This window comes from Streptomyces vastus (genome assembly GCF_039532825.1).
Classification (GTDB): Bacteria; Actinomycetota; Actinomycetes; order Streptomycetales; family Streptomycetaceae; genus Streptomyces; species Streptomyces vastus.
The window spans coordinates 112666-129971 of sequence record NZ_BAAASJ010000120.1 but is presented as its reverse complement, the minus strand read 5'-3'; the positions used below and the strand labels follow the sequence as shown (position 1 = coordinate 129971).

The following is a 17306-nucleotide window of genomic DNA, read 5'->3' as shown; positions in this document are numbered from 1 at the left end:
TTCCCGTCCGGCCTGAAGATCGGGCCATCCTCGGAGGTTCCCGGTGACCATCCAACTCCCCGATACGCAGGGTGGACTGCGGAGCTACGAGCCCCGCGTCGAGCCCCTCGCCCTCACCCCCGGCTCGCCCTTCACCTCTCGTACGGTCTTCTCGGCGGCCCACGTCGTCGCCGATCCGTTCGCCGACACCACCCCCGACTCGCCCGCCGCCGTCGACTGGGACGCCACCCTCGCCTTCCGCCGGCACCTGTGGTCGCACGGGCTCGGCGTCGCCGAGGCCATGGACACCGCCCAGCGCGGGATGGGCCTGGACTGGGCGGGCGCGGCGGAACTGATCCGACGCAGCGCCGCCGAGGCCAAGTCGGTCGGCGGCCGCATCGCATGCGGCGTCGGCACGGACCAGATCGCTTCCGGCACCCTGGAGGAGGTCCGGGCGGCCTACGAGGAGCAGCTCGCGCTGGTGGAGGAGTCCGGCGCGCAGGCCATCCTGATGGCGTCCCGGGCGCTCGCGGCCGCGGCCAAGGGCCCCGAGGACTACCTCGATGTCTACGGCCACCTTCTCCGCCAGTCCGCAGAGCCGGTGATCCTGCACTGGCTGGGCCCGATGTTCGACCCTGCCCTGGAGGGCTACTGGGGCTCGTCGGACCTGGACACCGCGACCGACACCTTCCTGGAGGTCATCGCCGCCCACTCGGACAAGGTCGACGGCATCAAGGTCTCCCTCCTGGACGCCCAGCGGGAGATCGACCTGCGCCGCCGTCTGCAATCAATAGGGGCGGCCCGAAGGGCCTCCGGTAAGGGTGGTGGTGGGCGACGGGAGGGAGTCCGCTGCTACACGGGCGACGACTTCAACTACCCCGAACTCATCGCGGGCGACGACCACGGCTTCAGCCACGCGCTCCTCGGCATCTTCGACCCGCTGGGCCCGCTGGCGGCGGAAGCGGTACGGGTCCTCGACACGGGTGACGTGAAGGGTTTCCGTGAACTCCTCGACCCCACGGTCGAGTTGTCCCGCCATCTCTTCCAGACCCCGACCCGCTTCTACAAGACGGGCGTGGTCTTCCTGGCCTGGCTCGCCGGCCACCAGTCGCATTTCACGATGGTCGGCGGCCTCCAGTCCGCCCGCTCGCTCCCGCACTTCGCCCGCGCGTACGAACTGGCCGACGGACTGGGCCTGTTCCCGGATCCGGCGCAGGCCGCGGCGCGGATGAAGAACCTGCTGTCGCTGTACGGAGTGGAACAGTGAGCCTGTCGCGTTTCTCCATCAACCAGATGACGGTCAAGCAACTGTCGCTGCCCGAACTGGTCGACGCCTGCCTGGAGTTGGGCGTACCGGGCGTGGGCCTGTGGCGAGAGCCGGTTCAGTCGTACGGCGTGGAGGCGACGGCCAAGCTCATCCGTGACGCGGGCCTGACGGTCACGACCCTCTGCCGGGGCGGCTTCTTCACAGCGATCGACCCGGACGAGCGGGCGAAGGCACTGGACGACAACAGGGCGGCCATCGACGAGGCGGCCACCCTCGGCACGGACACCCTGGTCCTGGTCTCGGGCGGCCTCCCGGCGGGCTCGAAGGACCTGCACGGCGCACGGGAGCGCATCGCCGACGCGCTGGCGGAGCTGGGGCCGTACGCCCAGGAGCGTGGCGTACGGATGGCCATCGAGCCGTTGCACCCGATGTACGCCTCGGACCGCTGCGTGGTGTCGACCCTCACCCAGGCCCTCGACCTGGCGGAACGCTTCCCGGCGAACCAGGTCGGCGTGACGGTCGACACGTACCACATCTGGTGGGACGACCAGGCACCCGCCCAGATCGCCCGCGCGGGCGCCTCGGGCCGCATCCACACCTTCCAACTGGCCGACTGGACGACCCCGTTGCCGGAGGGCGTCCTCACCGGCCGCGGTCAGATCGGCGACGGTGCGATCGACATGAGGGAGTGGAAGGGCTACGTCGAGGCGGCGGGCTACACCGGTCCCATCGAGGTCGAGCTCTTCAACACCGGCCTGTGGGCACGGGACGGCCGCGAGGTGCTGGCGGAGACGGCGGCACGGTTCGTGGAGCACGCCGCGTAGGGGGCGCATGGACTGACGCGCGTGGGGCGCCCTGCGAGGGAAGGGGCGCCCCACGTGGCGTCCACTGCCGATGGCTGCTTCTTCCCGGTGGGCGCTTGTCTGCGTTTGACGAGGGCCTGCCGTGGGGCTGGACTGGAATCACGGGCGGCGCTGCGGCCGGACTCCGTTCTAGGGAGAGCAGCGATGACGACCATGGAAACTTTCAATCTTCTGCAGCCGTACCGGATCGCCGAGGAGACGTTCGTCATCCCGTGGGCCTTGGAAGCCCCGCCGGTCGGCCACTTCCCGATGAATTCGATGGTGATCCGGGGAGCCGAACCGGTGCTTGTGGACACCGGGGCACCGGCGGTGCGGTCCCAGTGGCTGGAGGCGGCGTGGTCCGTGGTGGATCCGTTGGACGTGCGGTGGATCTTCCTCACCCACGACGACCGTGACCACGCCGGCAACCTCTTGTCGGTCCTCGCTGAATGCCCGAACGCGACGCTGCTGACGACGTGGTTCTCGATCGGGCGCATGGCCGAGGAGTGGGAGACGCCCATCAACCGGTGCCGCTTCATGATCGACGGCGATACGGTGGATGTGGGTGACCGGACGCTGGTGGCCAAGCGGCCGCCGTTGTACGACAACCCCACGACCCGCGCCCTGTTCGACCCGAAGACCAATGTCCTGTGGGCGGTGGACACCTTCGCTACGAACGTGCCCACTCCCATCCCCGAAATCGCCGACCTGTCCGCCGATGAATTTCGCGACGGCCAGTTCTTCGGCGGGCGCCTGGTCTCGCCCTGGGTCGCGTTGCTCGACGGCCGGAAGTTCCGGGCGGTGGTGGACGACTTCCAGTGGCTGGACGCCGAGGTCATCGCCGGCTGCCACGCGCCGGTACTTCGCGGGCCGCAGATCGCGGAGGCGTACGACCTTCTCCGCCGGCTTCCCGAGATTCCGGCGTGGCCGGACTTCACGCTGGCCGACCTGGACCAGTGGATGGCGGTCGCCGAGGGGTCGGTCCCGCCGGAACAGCCACGGCCATCGGCCACCTGACGGGAGTTCCCACCGGCATCAGGCCGAGCGGCACACGGTCGCTGGTGGGCGGTCGACACCTGCTCAAGCGCGCTACAAGCCGAGAGACGTCTGCGTCTCCCGCGTCTCCTGTACCTCCTGGTCGTCGGTGAAGACACCGGACGCCACCGCCCCGCCGAGGAGTGCGGTGACGAGCGCCGCCGCACCGACGAACGCCCAGCGTGACCGCCACGAGCGCTTGGTCGCGCTGTTGCGCGCGGGTGGGGCTTCCACGTGCCCGCAGGCGATCGTGGTGCGCGCGTCCACCCACGCCTCCGCCTCGTCCTCCCGCACTCCGCAGGCCGTGACGAACGCGACGACCAGCTCCTCGCGGGGCAGCCGTTCCCTGCCGAGCATCGTCGCCGCCGTGGAGTAGGGCAGCGTGTGGCCCGCCGCCGTCGCGCGGCGTTCCAGCTGGCGGTAGCTCAGGCCCGACCACGCCTTGAGGCGTCGTAGCGCCGCCATGAAGGCGGCTGTGTCGGTGTCCGGCGGTGTGGGCGGTGCTGTGGTCATGGCGGTGGTCCCCCCTGTTGAGCTGGACGTACACGAGCTCGCACAAGCTCGAACACCCTGACAGCTTGAGGAACGGCGAGAGCCGCGGTCAACCTCGGTGCGGATTCCCGAGGTTGGAGGTCATAGGTCCTATGGGTCTGCCCCACTGTCGCCGTACCGGCGCCGCCGTCATCGCCCTGGCGGCCCTTCTGATGCCGGGCGCGTGCGCCGACGAGCGCGATGCCGGCCGGCCGGACACCGAGTCCGCCGCGCGACCCGCCGCCGGATCGGCCGAGGCCGCCCCGAAGGCGTACGACGGGGAGTCGGTCGCCGACTTCCTCCGCCGTGCCCTCCCCGCCGGACCCGGCGGCACGGTGGTCGCCGCACGGGGCGACGAACTCGCGTACTGCGGCGGCTTCGGGACGGCGGACCGCGCCGCCGGCACTCCCGCGAGCTGCCGCACCGTGTACGACGTCATGTCGATCACGAAGCAGTTCACCGCGGCGGCGATCCTGAAGCTGGAGGTGATGGGACGGCTGCGGGTGACCGACTCGATCAGCCGGTTCCTCGGGCCGGTGCCCGAGGACAAGCGCGAGATCACGGTCGAACAACTGCTCACGCACACGTCGGGCCTCGTCGAGGGGCTCGGCGACGACTACGCCCCCGTCTCGCGCGACGAACTGGTCCGCCGGGCCCTGGCGTCGAAGCCGCAGTCGGCCCCGGGGAAGGAGTTCCATTACTCCAACACCGGCTACAGCCTGCTCGCCGTGATCGTCGAGAAGGCGTCCGGGGAGGGTTACGAGCCCTTCCTGGCCCGGTACCTGTTCGCCCCGGCGGGGATGGAACGGACCGGATACGTGCTGCCCCGGTGGCCGAAGCACCTGATCGCGGAGGAGTACGACAGCAAGGGCCGGAGCAAGGGCAGGCCGGTCGACCACCCCTGGGCCGCCGACGGGCCGTACTGGAACCTGCGCGGCAACGGCGGCATGCTGTCCACCGCGGGTGACATGTTCCGCTGGCACCGGGCCCTTGCGGGCGACGAGATCCTGCCCGCGCGGGCCAGGGAGAAGCTGTTCGCGCCCCGCGTGAGGGTGCCCGACTCCGACGACGGCTGGTACGGATACGGCTGGGCCGTCCGCGACACCCCCGACGGCCGGGTCGTCTGGCACGACGGCGGCAACGACTGGTCACTCGCGGTTCTCACGAGGTCGCTGCGCGACGGCGTCCTCGTCTTCTGGATCAGCAACCACGCCTACCGGGACGGCAAGTGGAACCTGGAGGACCGTGCGGAGAAGCTGACCCTGGGCATCGCCGACCGCGTACGGGCGGAGGACAACTGAGGTCCCGCAAAAAATCTCCGGAGGCCGTGCAACCCTCTGCCCACCCCGCGGGTCGTACTTGGCATCAGGGCTTCTGGAGGGGGGATCTGGGGGGATCCGCGGGGGTTCTGAATGTTGGGGGAGGGGTAGAACGAGGGGCCTGGTCGACGGACCGGGCCCCTCGAAGCCTTTCCGCCTGCCTTCCGCCCACTTCACAGCGCGGCTACCTCCGACGCGGTGGGGAAAGAGACCTGGGCGCCCTCCCTGGTGACGGCCAGGGCGCCCACGCGTGCCGCATACCTCGCAGCTTGTGCCAGGGACTCCCCGAGCCCCAGCCGCCAGGCCAGCGCCGCCGTGAAGGAGTCGCCCGCACCCGTCGTGTCCACGGCGTCGACCTTCACGGACGGGACGTGGGTCTCCCCGGTGGCGTCCGCAACCAGCGCGCCGTCCCCGCCGAGGGTGACGACCACCGAACGCGGGCCGAGGGCGAGCAGCGCCTCGGCCCACTGCGAGGGCGTCGAGCCCGCATCAGCGCCCAGCACCACCCGCGCCTCGTGCTCGTTCACGATCAGCGGATCGCAGGCCGCGAGCACCTCGTCCGGCAGTTCCCGCGGCGGCGACGGGTTGAGCACGAAGCGGGTGCCGGGTCCCAGGCTCCGTACCACCTCCACGACCGTCTCCAGCGGGATCTCCAGCTGGGCGGACACCACCTGCGAGGCCGTGAAGAGGCCTGCGGCGGCTCGTACGTCCGCGGGCGTCAGGCGTGCGTTCGCGCCCGGCGACACCACGATGCTGTTGTCGCCTGACGGGTCCACCGTGATCAGCGCGACGCCGGTGGGCGCCCCGCCGACGAGGACGCCGGTTGTGTCGACGCCGGCGTCCCGCATCGAGTCGAGCAGCAGCCGCCCGTGGCCGTCGTCGCCGACCCGCGCCAGCAGCGCCGTACGGGCCCCGAGGCGGGCGGCGGCGACCGCCTGGTTCGCGCCCTTGCCGCCCGGGTGGACGGCCAGGTCGGAGCCGAGGACGGTCTCCCCGGCGCCGGGGCGGCGCTCGACACCGATCACCAGGTCGGCGTTGGCCGAACCGACGACCAGCAGGTCGTAGTCGTACATGAACTTCTCCCTGTACGGGTCAGTGGGTACGGCGAGACGCCGAGCAGCCGGAAGAAGAGCCCGCCCGGCCGTTCGGCGACATCAGCCGCCGAACTCGGCCACGTTTTCCTTCGTGCCCCATCTTCACCCGGTAGCGGTTGTCCACGCGCTTTCCGCACTGTCGGACCCTGGCGGTAGCGTCGGATCATGTCGAATCTGGCGGGGAACCAGGCGGGCACCGGGGCGCGGAACCTGGCGGTCCTCGAGGGCGTGCTGGAGCGAATCACGTACGCCAACGAGGAGAACGGCTACACGGTCGCCCGGGTGGACACCGGACGGGGCGGCGGCGATCTGCTGACGGTGGTGGGGGCGCTGCTCGGTGCGCAGGTGGGGGAGTCCCTGCGGATGGAGGGGCGCTGGGGGTCGCATCCTCAGTACGGCAAGCAGTTCACGGTGGAGAACTACACGACGGTGCTGCCCGCCACAGTCCAGGGCATCCGCCGCTATCTGGGCTCCGGCCTGGTCAAGGGCATCGGGCCGGTCTTCGCGGACCGCATCACCCAGCACTTCGGGCTCGACACCCTCCAGATCATCGAGGAGGAGCCGAAGCGGCTCATCGAGGTCCCCGGCCTCGGCCCCAAGCGGACCAAGAAGATCGCCGACGCCTGGGAGGAACAGAAGGCGATCAAGGAGGTCATGCTCTTCCTCCAGACCGTCGAGGTGTCGACGTCGATCGCGGTCCGCATCTACAAGAAGTACGGCGACGCCTCGATCTCGGTGGTCAAGAACCAGCCGTACCGGCTCGCGTCCGACGTCTGGGGCATCGGCTTCCTCACCGCCGACAAGATCGCCCAGTCCGTCGGCATCCCGCACGACAGCCCGGAACGCGTCAAGGCCGGTCTCCAGTACGCCCTTTCGCAGTCCACCGACCAGGGCCACTGCTTCCTCCCGGAGGAGCAGCTGATCGCCGACGCGGTGAAGCTGCTCCAGGTGGACACCGGCCTGGTCATCGAGTGCCTCGGGGAGCTGGCGGCGCCCCAGGAGGACGACGGCGACCCCGGAGTCGTACGGGAAAAGGTCCCCGGCCACGACGGCGGCGACCCCGTGACGGCCGTCTACCTGGTCCCCTTCCACCGGGCCGAACTCTCCCTGACCGCCCAGCTGTTGCGGCTCCTGCGCACCGACGGGGACCGGATGCCGTCTTTCCGGAACGTGGCCTGGGACAAGGCCCTGGCCTGGCTCAAGGACCGTACGGGAGCGGAACTGGCCCCCGAGCAGGAGGAGGCCGTGCGCCTCGCGCTCACCGAGAAGGTCGCCGTGCTCACCGGAGGCCCCGGCTGCGGCAAGTCCTTCACGGTCCGCTCGATCGTGGAGCTGGCCCGCGCCAAGAAGGCCAAGGTCGTGCTGGCGGCGCCCACTGGCCGGGCCGCCAAGCGGCTGTCCGAGCTCACGGGCGCGGACGCCTCGACCGTGCACCGGCTCCTGGAGCTCAAGCCCGGCGGGGATGCGGCGTACGACAAGGACCGCCCGCTGGACGCCGACCTCGTGGTCGTGGACGAGGCCTCGATGCTCGACCTGCTGCTGGCCAACAAGCTGGTGAAGGCGGTGCCTCCGGGGGCGCATCTGCTCTTCGTGGGAGACGTCGACCAGCTGCCGAGCGTCGGCGCCGGCGAGGTCCTGCGCGACCTGCTCGCCGACGGCAGCCCGGTCCCGGCCGTCCGCCTCACCCGTGTCTTCCGGCAGGCCCAGCAGTCGGGGGTGGTGACGAACGCCCACCGGATCAATGCGGGCAAGCAGCCGGTCACCCAGGACCTGAAGGACTTCTTCCTCTTCGTCGAGGACGACACGGAGGAGGCGGGCCGGCTCACGGTGGACGTGGCGGCCCGCCGCATCCCTGCGAAGTTCGGCCTCGATCCGCGCCGCGACATCCAGGTCCTCGCCCCCATGCACCGCGGCCCGGCGGGCGCCGGCACCCTCAACGGACTGCTCCAGCAGGCGATCACACCCGCCCGCCCCGACCTCCCGGAGAAGCGCTTCGGAGGCCGGGTCTTCCGCGTCGGCGACAAGGTCACGCAGATTCGCAACAATTACGAGAAGGGCACGAACGGTGTCTTCAACGGCACGGTCGGCGTGGTCACCTCCCTCAACCTGGACGACCAGCGCCTGACGGTGCTGACCGACGAGGACGAGGAGGTGCCGTACGAATTCGACGAGCTCGACGAGCTGGCGCACGCGTACGCGGTGACGATCCACCGCTCCCAGGGCAGTGAGTACCCGGCGGTGGTGATCCCGGTGACCACCAGTGCCTGGATGATGCTCCAGCGCAACCTGCTCTACACGGCGGTCACCCGCGCCAAGAAGCTTGTGGTGCTGGTCGGTTCACGCAGGGCGATAGGCCAGGCGGTGCGCACGGTGTCGGCGGGACGGCGCTGTACGGCCCTGGATTTCCGGCTCTCACCCCGGCCTCTCGACCCGTGAGCGAGATTTGATCGATCAAATGAGTCGCAAGGGTCACAGAGCACTTCCGGAAGCAGGGCGAAGGGGGGCAGGATGAGCAGGGTGACGGCACTGAGTGCCGCCAATAGGCCCCATGGTCGACCCCGAGTGCACTCTCCTGCGCCAAATGGGGGATGGTAGAAGCAGTCAGGGCACCTCGAAGAAGAGGCACAACGTCGGTGAGGGATGACGTGAGCGACAACTCTGTAGTACTGCGGTACGGCGACGGCGAGTACACCTACCCGGTGATAGACAGCACCGTCGGTGACAAGGGCTTCGACATCGGGAAGCTCCGCGCTCAGACCGGTCTGGTCACGCTGGACAGTGGTTACGGCAACACCGCCGCCTATAAATCCGCCATCACCTATCTCGACGGTGAGCAGGGCATCCTCCGCTACCGCGGTTACCCGATCGAGCAGCTGGCAGAGCGCTCCACCTTCCTCGAGGTGGCCTACCTGCTGATCAACGGCGAACTGCCCACGGTGGACGAGCTCGCCACCTTCAAGGGCGACATCACGCAGCACACCCTGCTGCATGAGGACGTCAAGAACTTCTACCGTGGCTTCCCGCGCGACGCCCACCCGATGGCGATGCTGTCCTCGGTGGTCTCCGCGCTGTCCACCTTCTACCAGGACAGCCACAATCCGTTCGACGAGACGCAGCGCAACCTCTCCACGATCCGCCTGCTCGCCAAGCTTCCGACGATCGCGGCGTACGCGTACAAGAAGTCGATCGGGCACCCCTTCGTCTACCCGCGCAACGATCTCGGTTACGTCGAGAACTTCCTGCGTATGACCTTCTCGGTGCCGGCCCAGGAGTACGACCTGGACCCGGTCGTCGTCTCCGCGCTCGACAAGCTGCTGATCCTGCATGCGGACCACGAGCAGAACTGTTCGACGTCCACGGTCCGCCTGGTCGGCTCCTCGCAGGCGAACATGTTCGCCTCGATCTCCGCCGGTATCTCCGCGCTCTGGGGCCCGCTGCACGGCGGCGCCAACCAGTCCGTCCTGGAGATGCTGGAGGGCATCCAGGCGACCGGCGGCGACGTGGACTCCTTCATCCGCAAGGTGAAGAACAAGGAGGACGGCGTCCGCCTGATGGGCTTCGGCCACCGGGTGTACAAGTCCTTCGACCCGCGCGCCAAGATCATCAAGGCCGCCGCGCACGACGTCCTCTCGGCCCTCGGCAAGTCCGACGAACTGCTGGACATCGCGCTCAAGCTGGAGGAGCACGCGCTCTCCGACGACTACTTCGTCTCGCGCAACCTCTACCCGAACGTGGACTTCTACACCGGCCTGATCTACCGCGCCATGGGCTTCCCGACCGAGATGTTCACGGTCCTGTTCGCGCTCGGCCGTCTGCCCGGCTGGATCGCCCAGTGGCACGAGATGATCAAGGAGCCGGGTTCCCGTATCGGCCGCCCGCGCCAGATCTACACGGGCGAGGTTCTGCGGGACTTCGTCCCGGTCGAGTCTCGCTGAACGGCCGGCTGCCGTACGTACGCGTAGCTGTCGTACGTACTCCTATGCAAAACGGAAGGCGCCCCGCTGCCGGTCCCCCCACGGGCCGGAGTCGGGGCGCCTTCCTTGTCCCGGTTCGGATTCCCCCCACGGGATCCGGCCGGGCGCCTGAGGACAGCGCCTGAATCGCTGTGATCTGAACGAGCAGAACTCGGTGTACTGCGTGTACTGCTGAACTCCGTGCACTGCGGCGAGTGCGGTCTGCCGGGACCCGTACGGGAGGGCCGCTCAAGCTCCCCGAGTACGTGTCCCGGCAACGCAGTTCCGGGAACGTCCCCCAAGACATCCCCAGATGCCAGTCACGCCCCCCAAGACGCTTCTGACATCGCCAACTTAGACTCACGAACTCCTTCGAGGGTTACGTTCACATCACTGTGATCTGCGTCTCTTGCATATGTCCTGAAGATGCACAAGAGACCCGATATCGCTATCGGAGCCCAAGCGTAAGGAAGATGCGCGAGCCTTGTGAAGAGCTTATGTGAGGCTCGCGTAGGACTCCAGAGGAGTTCTTACTTCGACATCACCGAAATGCCCGGAGTCGAAGACTGTTCGTCACCACGAACACCGAGGAGAACGCCATCGCGGCGCCCGCGATCATCGGATTCAGCAGCCCCGCCGCGGCCAGCGGCAGCGCGGCCACGTTGTAGCCGAAGGCCCAGACGAGATTGCCCTTGATCGTGGAAAGGGTCTTCCGCGACAGCCGGATCGCGTCCGCGGCCACCCGCAGATCCCCGCGTACAAGCGTCAGATCGCCCGCCTCGATCGCCGCGTCAGTCCCCGTGCCCATGGCAAGCCCCAGATCGGCGACGGCGAGCGCGGCCGCGTCGTTGACGCCGTCGCCGACCATCGCGACGGCCCGGCCCTCGGCCTGGAGCCGCCTGATCACCTCGACCTTGTCCTGCGGCAGCACCTCGGCGAAGACGAACGGGTCGTCGATGCCGACGCGGCGCGCCACGGACTCGGCGACGGTCCGGTTGTCCCCGGTCAGCAGGACGGGCGTCAGCCCCAGGGCGCGCAGTTCGCGGACCGCCTCGGCGCTGGTCTCCTTGACCGCGTCGGCGACGGTCACGACACCGCGTGCCACCCCGTCCCAGGCGACGGCCACGGCGGTACGCCCCTCCGCCTCGGCCCGCGTCTTCAGCGCGGCCAGTTCCTCCGGCAGCGCGACACCGGCCTCGTCGAGCAGCCGCGCCCGCCCGACGAGCACCTCGTGCCCGTCGACCGTCCCGCGTACGCCGAGCCCCAGGACGTTCTCGAAGCCGGCGACGGGGGGCAGGGGCTCCCCAGCCCGCTCCTCGGCGCCCGTCGCGACGGCGCGTGCGATCGGGTGCTCGGAGGCGTGCTCCAGGGCGCCCGCGAGCCGTAGTACCTGCTTCTCGTCGGCGCCGGCAGCGGCGTACACCTCCTGGAGCGTCATACGGCCGGTGGTGACCGTGCCGGTCTTGTCCAGGACGACCGTGTCGACGCGGCGCGTGGACTCCAGGACCTCGGGGCCCTTGATGAGGATGCCGAGCTGGGCGCCGCGGCCGGTGCCGACCATGAGGGCGGTCGGGGTCGCGAGGCCGAGCGCGCACGGGCAGGCGATGATCAGCACCGCGACGGCGGCCGTGAAGGAGGCGGTCAGCTCGTCCGTCATGCCGAGCCAGACGCCGAAGGTGGCGACGGCGATCAGCAGAACGGCGGGGACGAAGACGGCGGAGATCCGGTCGGCGAGACGCTGCGCCTCGGCCTTCCCGTTCTGCGCGTCCTCGACGAGCTTCGCCATCCGCGCCAGCTGTGTGTCCGCACCGATGCGGGTCGCCTCGACGACGAGCCTGCCGCCGGCGTTCACGGTCGCGCCCGTCACGGCGTCGCCGACGGTCACGTCCACCGGCACCGACTCGCCGGTCAGCATCGACGCGTCGACCGCCGAGGTGCCCTCGACGACGGTGCCGTCGGTGGCGACCTTCTCGCCGGGCCGTACGACGAAGCGGACACCGACCTTGAGATCGCCGACGGGGACGCGTACCTCACGACCCTCCCGCAGTACGGAGACGTCCCTGGCGCCCAGCTCCATGAGGGCCCTCAGAGCGGCGCCCGCGCTCCGCTTGGAACGGGCCTCCAGATAGCGGCCGAGGAGGATGAACGTGACGACTCCGGCGGCCACTTCGAGGTAGATGGTCGACGAGGCGTCCGCACGCGACACCGTGAAGTCGAAGCCGTGCCGCATGCCCGGCATCCCCGCGTGGCCCCAGAACAGCGCCCACACCGACCAGCCGAAGGCGGCCAGCGTGCCGACGGAGACGAGCGTGTCCATGGTGGCCGCGCCGTGACGGGCGTTCGTGAACGTCGCCCGGTGGAACGGCAGTCCGCCCCATACGACGACGGGTGCGGCGAGTGTGAGGGACAGCCACTGCCAGTTGTCGAACTGGAGGGACGGGATCATGGAGAGGAGGACCACGGGGAGGGCGAGCACGACGGAGACGGTCAGGCGCTCGCGCAGGGAGGCGAGTTCCGGGTCTTCGCGGGGTGCCGCTGCCTCGGGCTCGGGCTCCGGGGGCGCCGGCTCCTCGGCGGTGTAGCCGGTCTTCTCCACGGTGGCGATCAGATCGGCGACGCGTATGCCGTCTCCGTACGAGACCTTCGCACGCTCCGTCGCGAAGTTCACCGTGGCGGTGACGCCGTCCATGCGGTTGAGCTTCTTCTCGACGCGGGCCGCGCAGGAGGCGCAGGTCATGCCGCCGATGGTGAGCTCGACGCTCTTGTCCGTGACGGGGGGTGCTGCCGTGCTGCTCATGACGGGGTGTCCGGTGTCTGGTCAGGCCTTGCCGACGAGTTCGAACCCGGCCTCGTCGATCGCGGCACGTACGGCGTCCTCGTCGAGCGGGGCGGCGGAGACGACGGTGACCTCACCGGTCGAGGCGACGGCCTTCACCTCGCTGACGCCCGGGAGCGCGGAGAGCTCGCTGGAGACGGAGCCTTCGCAGTGGGCGCAGCTCATTCCGGTCACCTGGTAGGTGACGGCGACGGTCTGCTCGGTCATGTCGATGCTCCTTGTCGGGGCGGGTGGCCGGTCGTCGCTCCCACTGTACCCCTAGGGGGTATTTCTCCAAAGTGCGGGTTCGTTGGGGCTGGTCGCGCCCACGCGGCGGAGCCGCAGATTGGCACGGCCCCGCGCCCCTTGGATGGGTGGTGGATCGGGGCCGCGGGCCGGTGCGTCAGCCTGTCGCAGGCGGGGCACGCGGCAGCCCTTTGCTGGTACAGGGTGAGGGTGGCCTGAGACAGAACCTACGCGACGGGCATACGACGCACCGGCCCACGTCCCCTCCCGCCGGTGGGAAGCTGCGGGTAGTCGGGGGTACGGGCTTGCCCGGGGCGCCGGGGGAGCCGCAGGCTTTTGCTTTTCAGTAGTCCGGTCGCCTGACGGCGACACCCTGTGTGCGTGAAATCGGTAGGTGGCCGTCTGGGCGCGGGGCTGTGACATCAGCGGCTCCGCCGCGGGGCGCGACCAGCCACGACGCACCCGCAGCCGCGACACGCAGTGTCACCCCCACCCCCCTTGGGTTCTAGTGGTCGTTGCAACACCCCAGTTCAAGGGGTGCGATGGACTTCGAGATCCGTAAGAACAGGAAGCCGGGGGGCGGGAAGCTCACCCGGGAGCGAGCCGCATACTTCCAGCTCATGGAGCAGGGTTACAGCACCCGGGAAGCGGCCCGGATCATCGGGATCAACCTCCGCACGGGCAAAACGCTCGGCTGGCAAACCCCAGCCGAGCGCCTCGCTAAGCTACTGGACCTAGCCAGCTGACCAGCAGTGTTGCAACGACCCCTCGAATACGCCCCCTGGCGGGGGGCCTGGGGGCGCAGCCCCAGGAATGGGACGGGTAGGGGCGGTGGGGGCGAGGAACCCGGGGGTCAGTCGGCGCGGCGCCGCCCCCTGTTCCCCGGCCGGGAGGCCACCCACGCCCGGATGGTGTCCGCATACCAATACGGCTTGCCGGACTCCACGTGATCCGGCGGCGGAAGCATCCCGTGCTTGCGATAAGACCGCACGGTGTCCGGCTGCACCTGAATATGCGCCGCGATGTCCTTGTACGACCAGAGCTGTCGGTCGGTCATCAGTTGCACCTCCCCGCGCGCGCCGCGAGGCACTGCGCTGGCGATCACTTTGCTGTGACCGTCCAACGACATGGCGTGACCGCGGGCCAGTGCCTGTCGCCCGGGTGTGACACAAGCCCCGCGCGACCGGGACACGTGTGACAGAACGGCGGTATCTGTGACACAGGTGACGCTTTGCGTCAACTGAGACCTAGTCCGAATGTCCGGACAACCAATTGACAGGCATCGCGCAGCGCCGCTACACCTGGGAGCAGCCGAAGCGAAGGGAACCCGATGGGCGAGTCCGCGGTGTCCGATGCCCTGGAATCCGATGCCCTGGAATCCGGTGCGCCGGAGCCCAGTGGCGAGGACGCTGAAGACGGGGCGGCCCGGTGAACGACGGCACCCGTACCGCCCCGGCAGACGCCACACCACTTGAACCCCCGGGCAGAGAGGGCGTGTTCAGCGGAGTGACGGACTTCGCGTACGCCCCTTTCGACGCCCGGGTGCAGATCGCCTCCGGCGTGGGAGGCCGCTTCGCCCTGGCAGGAGCGAAGTGCGAGCGCCGACTCCCCGCCCGCTACGGCCCCGCGCCGGAGGTTCCCGTCCACCCCACGAGCGAACGGATTCGGCTGCCGGCGCGTATTTCCCTCGCGTGAGGGCGGTTCCGATGTCCTCGCCGAGGTCCGCACCGGCGATACCGGCGGTGCCTTCCTCGTACTCGACGGATCGCACGGCCCGTCCATCGCCCAGCCCGGTCACGCGGGGTACTACTTGAACGTGACGGCCGGCCCGGGTGAGGACGGGCGGGGGCGGATCTGTTTCCACCCGGGACACGTAGAAAGCACAGAGGGCTTCCGATGACAGAGCCGAAGACGTCAACGGCGACGACAAGGCTGACGGTCGCGCAAGCGCTGGTGCGGTTCCTGGCCGCCCAGTACACGGAACGGGACGGGGTGCGCCGCCGGCTGATCGGCGCAACCTGGGGCATCTTCGGGCACGGCAACGTCGCCGGGCTGGGGCAGGCGCTTCTCGAGTACGCCACCGTGCCTTCCGGGGGGACGCCCCCCGGACGTCCCGTCATGCCGTTCCACCAGGGCCGCAATGAACAGGCGATGGTGCATGCGGCGGTCGGCTACGCCCGTCAGTCGCACCGTCTGTCCGCCCACGCCGTCACGACATCCATCGGCCCGGGCGCCACCAACCTCGTCACGGGCGCCGCCCTCGCCACGATCAACCATCTCCCCGTACTGCTCCTGCCCGGCGACATCTTCGCGACCCGCCCCGCCGACCCTGTCCTCCAGCAGCTCGAAGTCCCGTACGCGGGCGATGTGTCGGTGAACGACTGCCTGCGCCCGGTGTCGAAGTACTTCGACCGCGTCACGCGCCCGGAAGCCCTCATTCCGGCCGCCCTCCAGGCGATGCGCGTGCTCACCGACCCGGTCGAGACGGGCGCCGTCACGCTCGCGCTGCCACAGGACGTGCAGGCCGAGGCGTACGACTGGCCGGAGGAGTTCTTCGCCGACCGCGTCTGGGCCGTCCGCCGTCCGGGCGCGGATCCGGAGGAACTGGCCGCCGCCGTCAGGGCCGTACGGGACGCCCGGCGCCCCTTGGTCGTCGCGGGCGGCGGGGTTCACCACAGCGAGGCCGAGGACGCGCTGAAGGAGTTCGCCGACACCACCCGTATCCCGGTCGCCTCGACCCAGGCGGGCAAGGGCTCCCTCGCCTGGGACCACCCGGCGGACGTCGGCGGCATCGGGCACACCGGCACCGCGACCGCCTGCGAGCTGGCCCGCACCGCCGACCTGGTGATCGGCGTCGGCACCCGCTACACCGACTTCACCACCGCATCCGGCACCCTCTTCGCCGCCCCGGGTGTCCGCTTCCTGAACCTCAACATCGCGCCCTTCGACGGCCACAAGCTGTCCGGGCAGCCGCTGATCGCGGACGCCCGGACGGGCCTGGAGTCGCTCACGGAGGCGCTCGCGCTGCACGGCCACCGCGCCGAGCCGGCGTACGTCACCGAGTACACGGACGACAAGGAGCGCTGGGAGCACCGGGTCGACGCGGCCTACGAGGCGGACGAACCGGACACCCGACCGACCCAGCCGCAGGTCCTCGGCCTGCTCGACGAGCTGGTCACCGAGGACGACATCCTGATCAACGCGGCCGGCTCCCTCCCCGGCGACCTGCAGAAACTGTGGCGGACCCGGTCCCGGGACCAGTATCACGTCGAGTACGGCTACTCCTGCATGGGTTACGAGATCCCGGCCGCGATCGGCGTGCGCATGGCGGCGCCGGACCGTCCCGTATGGGCGCTGGTCGGCGACGGCACGTATCTGATGATGCCGACGGAGATCGTCACCGCCGTCCAGGAAGGCATCGCGATCAAGGTCGTGATCCTCCAGAACCACGGGTACGCGTCCATCGGCGGCCTCTCCGAGACCGTGGGCGCCGAACGGTTCGCCACCGCCTACCGCCACCGGTCCGAGGACGGCACGTTCACGGGGCGCCCGCTGCCCGTCGACCTCGCCGCCAACGCGGCCAGCCTGGGCATGCGGGTGCTGCGTGCGAAGACCGTACGCGATCTGCGGGCCGCCCTCGCCGAGGCACGGGCCGCCGACACACCCGTATGTGTCCACGTGGAGACCGAGACGGCGGACACGGTCACGGGCGCGCCCCCTGCGCAGGCCTGGTGGGACGTACCCGTGGCCGAGACGGCGACCCGCGCGTCGGCGGTCAAGGCACGCGAGGTGTACGACCGGCACGCGGCCACTCGCCGCCGCCATCTGTGAGGGCGTTCCCGGACATCACGAAGACCGTCAGCCACTGGATCGGTGGCAAGACCGTCGAGGGTGCGTCGGGTACGTACGGGCCGGTCGCCGACCTGGCGACCGGCACCGTGACCACTCAGGTCGCCTTCGCGACCGTGGACGCGGCGGTCGCCGCCGCCAGGGAGGCGATCACTGGCGGCAGCCGGCTGGATCAACCGCGCCAGGAGACCAACCAGCAACTCCCGAAATGACTGCCGGCCATTGCGCTGGGTACCGATGCGACAAGCGCCGGCGGACCGGTTCGTAGTAGCAAAAGCCAGACCCTTGGGGGCCCAGGGGTCTGCAGTGTCGCCCGTGCTCGCCAACCTCTTCATGCACTGTGCGCCCAGCGGTGGGAGATCGAGAGCATCCGGAA

The 17306-nt window shown here is 69.7% G+C and carries 12 protein-coding genes and 3 pseudogenes; 10 read left to right on the top strand and 5 right to left on the bottom strand.

The annotated features are described in order from the left end of the window. Positions 1-43: 43 nt before the first annotated feature. From ABD357_RS40275 to ABD357_RS40265, 3 genes are all read left to right on the top strand, one after another. Positions 44-1246 (top strand): dihydrodipicolinate synthase family protein, encoded by a 1203-nt coding sequence (locus ABD357_RS40275; RefSeq protein WP_344396395.1) that lies wholly within the window; start codon positions 44-46, stop codon positions 1244-1246. A 26-nt stretch (positions 1247-1272) separates the two neighbouring features. Further along, positions 1273-2070: a sugar phosphate isomerase/epimerase family protein gene (locus tag ABD357_RS40270; RefSeq protein ID WP_344396474.1), complete on the top strand. Its 798-nt coding sequence runs from the start codon at positions 1273-1275 to the stop codon at positions 2068-2070. Between the two features lie 183 nt (positions 2071-2253). Continuing rightward, positions 2254-3105: an MBL fold metallo-hydrolase gene (locus ABD357_RS40265; RefSeq protein WP_344396394.1), complete on the top strand. Its 852-nt coding sequence runs from the start codon at positions 2254-2256 to the stop codon at positions 3103-3105. A 72-nt stretch (positions 3106-3177) separates the two neighbouring features. Here ABD357_RS40265 and ABD357_RS40260 read toward each other — a convergent pair whose 3' ends face one another. Beyond that, entirely contained in the window at positions 3178-3636 is a 459-nt protein-coding gene (locus tag ABD357_RS40260; RefSeq protein ID WP_344396392.1) for a hypothetical protein, read from the bottom strand. A gap of 131 nt (positions 3637-3767) precedes the next feature. Between ABD357_RS40260 and ABD357_RS40255 the strand changes: the two genes are divergently transcribed. Continuing rightward, on the top strand, positions 3768-4955 hold the full coding sequence (locus tag ABD357_RS40255) for a serine hydrolase domain-containing protein (protein ID WP_344396391.1): 1188 nt from the start codon (positions 3768-3770) through the stop codon (positions 4953-4955). Positions 4956-5146: 191 nt separating this feature from the next. Here ABD357_RS40255 and rbsK read toward each other — a convergent pair whose 3' ends face one another. Beyond that, positions 5147-6046: a ribokinase gene (gene rbsK / locus ABD357_RS40250; RefSeq protein WP_344396390.1), complete on the bottom strand. Its 900-nt coding sequence runs from the start codon at positions 6044-6046 to the stop codon at positions 5147-5149. A 186-nt stretch (positions 6047-6232) separates the two neighbouring features. Between rbsK and recD2 the strand changes: the two genes are divergently transcribed. Further along, complete coding sequence (gene recD2 / locus ABD357_RS40245) at positions 6233-8503, top strand: SF1B family DNA helicase RecD2 (RefSeq protein ID WP_344396388.1); 2271 nt, start codon at positions 6233-6235, stop codon at positions 8501-8503. Between the two features lie 209 nt (positions 8504-8712). Then, positions 8713-10002 carry a citrate synthase gene (locus ABD357_RS40240; RefSeq protein ID WP_344396387.1) on the top strand — a complete coding sequence of 430 codons (1290 nt, stop codon included), beginning with the start codon at positions 8713-8715 and terminating at the stop codon, positions 10000-10002. A gap of 559 nt (positions 10003-10561) precedes the next feature. On the opposite strand, the gene ABD357_RS40235 is transcribed toward ABD357_RS40240, so the two are convergent. Continuing rightward, complete coding sequence (locus ABD357_RS40235; RefSeq protein ID WP_344396385.1) at positions 10562-12817, bottom strand: heavy metal translocating P-type ATPase; 2256 nt, start codon at positions 12815-12817, stop codon at positions 10562-10564. A gap of 21 nt (positions 12818-12838) precedes the next feature. After that, on the bottom strand, positions 12839-13063 hold the full coding sequence (locus ABD357_RS40230) for a heavy-metal-associated domain-containing protein (protein ID WP_344396384.1): 225 nt from the start codon (positions 13061-13063) through the stop codon (positions 12839-12841). A 560-nt stretch (positions 13064-13623) separates the two neighbouring features. On the opposite strand from ABD357_RS40230, the pseudogene ABD357_RS40225 reads away from it, so the two are divergent. Then, positions 13624-13767, top strand: a pseudogene (locus ABD357_RS40225) (IS30 family transposase); the annotation flags it as partial. Between the two features lie 167 nt (positions 13768-13934). Here the strand turns inward: ABD357_RS40225 and ABD357_RS40220 are convergent. After that, positions 13935-14138: a helix-turn-helix transcriptional regulator gene (locus ABD357_RS40220; RefSeq protein WP_344396382.1), complete on the bottom strand. Its 204-nt coding sequence runs from the start codon at positions 14136-14138 to the stop codon at positions 13935-13937. Positions 14139-14518: 380 nt separating this feature from the next. On the opposite strand from ABD357_RS40220, the pseudogene ABD357_RS40215 reads away from it, so the two are divergent. The 3 genes and pseudogenes from ABD357_RS40215 to ABD357_RS40205 form a co-directional block, all read left to right on the top strand. Beyond that, positions 14519-14981: pseudogene (locus ABD357_RS40215) on the top strand (5-deoxy-glucuronate isomerase); the annotation flags it as partial. Continuing rightward, positions 14978-16912: a 3D-(3,5/4)-trihydroxycyclohexane-1,2-dione acylhydrolase (decyclizing) gene (iolD, locus tag ABD357_RS40210; RefSeq protein ID WP_344396381.1), complete on the top strand. Its 1935-nt coding sequence runs from the start codon at positions 14978-14980 to the stop codon at positions 16910-16912. The pseudogene ABD357_RS40215 and the gene iolD, both read left to right, overlap by 4 nt. Positions 16913-16926: 14 nt before the next feature. Then, a pseudogene (locus tag ABD357_RS40205) lies at positions 16927-17106 on the top strand (methylmalonate-semialdehyde dehydrogenase (CoA acylating)); the annotation flags it as partial. Between the last annotated feature and the right edge of the window lie 200 nt (positions 17107-17306).

Excerpts from the sequence above, each read along its gene's own strand:
- ABD357_RS40270 (WP_344396474.1), top strand. The coding sequence starts at position 1,273 with ATGACGGTCAAGCAACTGTCGCTGCCCGAACTGGTCGACGCCTGCCTG.
- ABD357_RS40265 (WP_344396394.1), top strand. The coding sequence starts at position 2,254 with ATGACGACCATGGAAACTTTCAATCTTCTGCAGCCGTACCGGATCGCC.
- ABD357_RS40260 (WP_344396392.1), bottom strand. The coding sequence starts at position 3,636 with ATGACCACAGCACCGCCCACACCGCCGGACACCGACACAGCCGCCTTC.
- ABD357_RS40255 (WP_344396391.1), top strand. The coding sequence starts at position 3,768 with ATGGGTCTGCCCCACTGTCGCCGTACCGGCGCCGCCGTCATCGCCCTG.
- rbsK (WP_344396390.1), bottom strand. The coding sequence starts at position 6,046 with ATGTACGACTACGACCTGCTGGTCGTCGGTTCGGCCAACGCCGACCTG.
- recD2 (WP_344396388.1), top strand. The coding sequence starts at position 6,233 with ATGTCGAATCTGGCGGGGAACCAGGCGGGCACCGGGGCGCGGAACCTG.
- ABD357_RS40235 (WP_344396385.1), bottom strand. The coding sequence starts at position 12,817 with ATGAGCAGCACGGCAGCACCCCCCGTCACGGACAAGAGCGTCGAGCTC.
- ABD357_RS40230 (WP_344396384.1), bottom strand. The coding sequence starts at position 13,063 with ATGACCGAGCAGACCGTCGCCGTCACCTACCAGGTGACCGGAATGAGC.
- ABD357_RS40220 (WP_344396382.1), bottom strand. The coding sequence starts at position 14,138 with ATGACCGACCGACAGCTCTGGTCGTACAAGGACATCGCGGCGCATATT.
- iolD (WP_344396381.1), top strand. The coding sequence starts at position 14,978 with ATGACAGAGCCGAAGACGTCAACGGCGACGACAAGGCTGACGGTCGCG.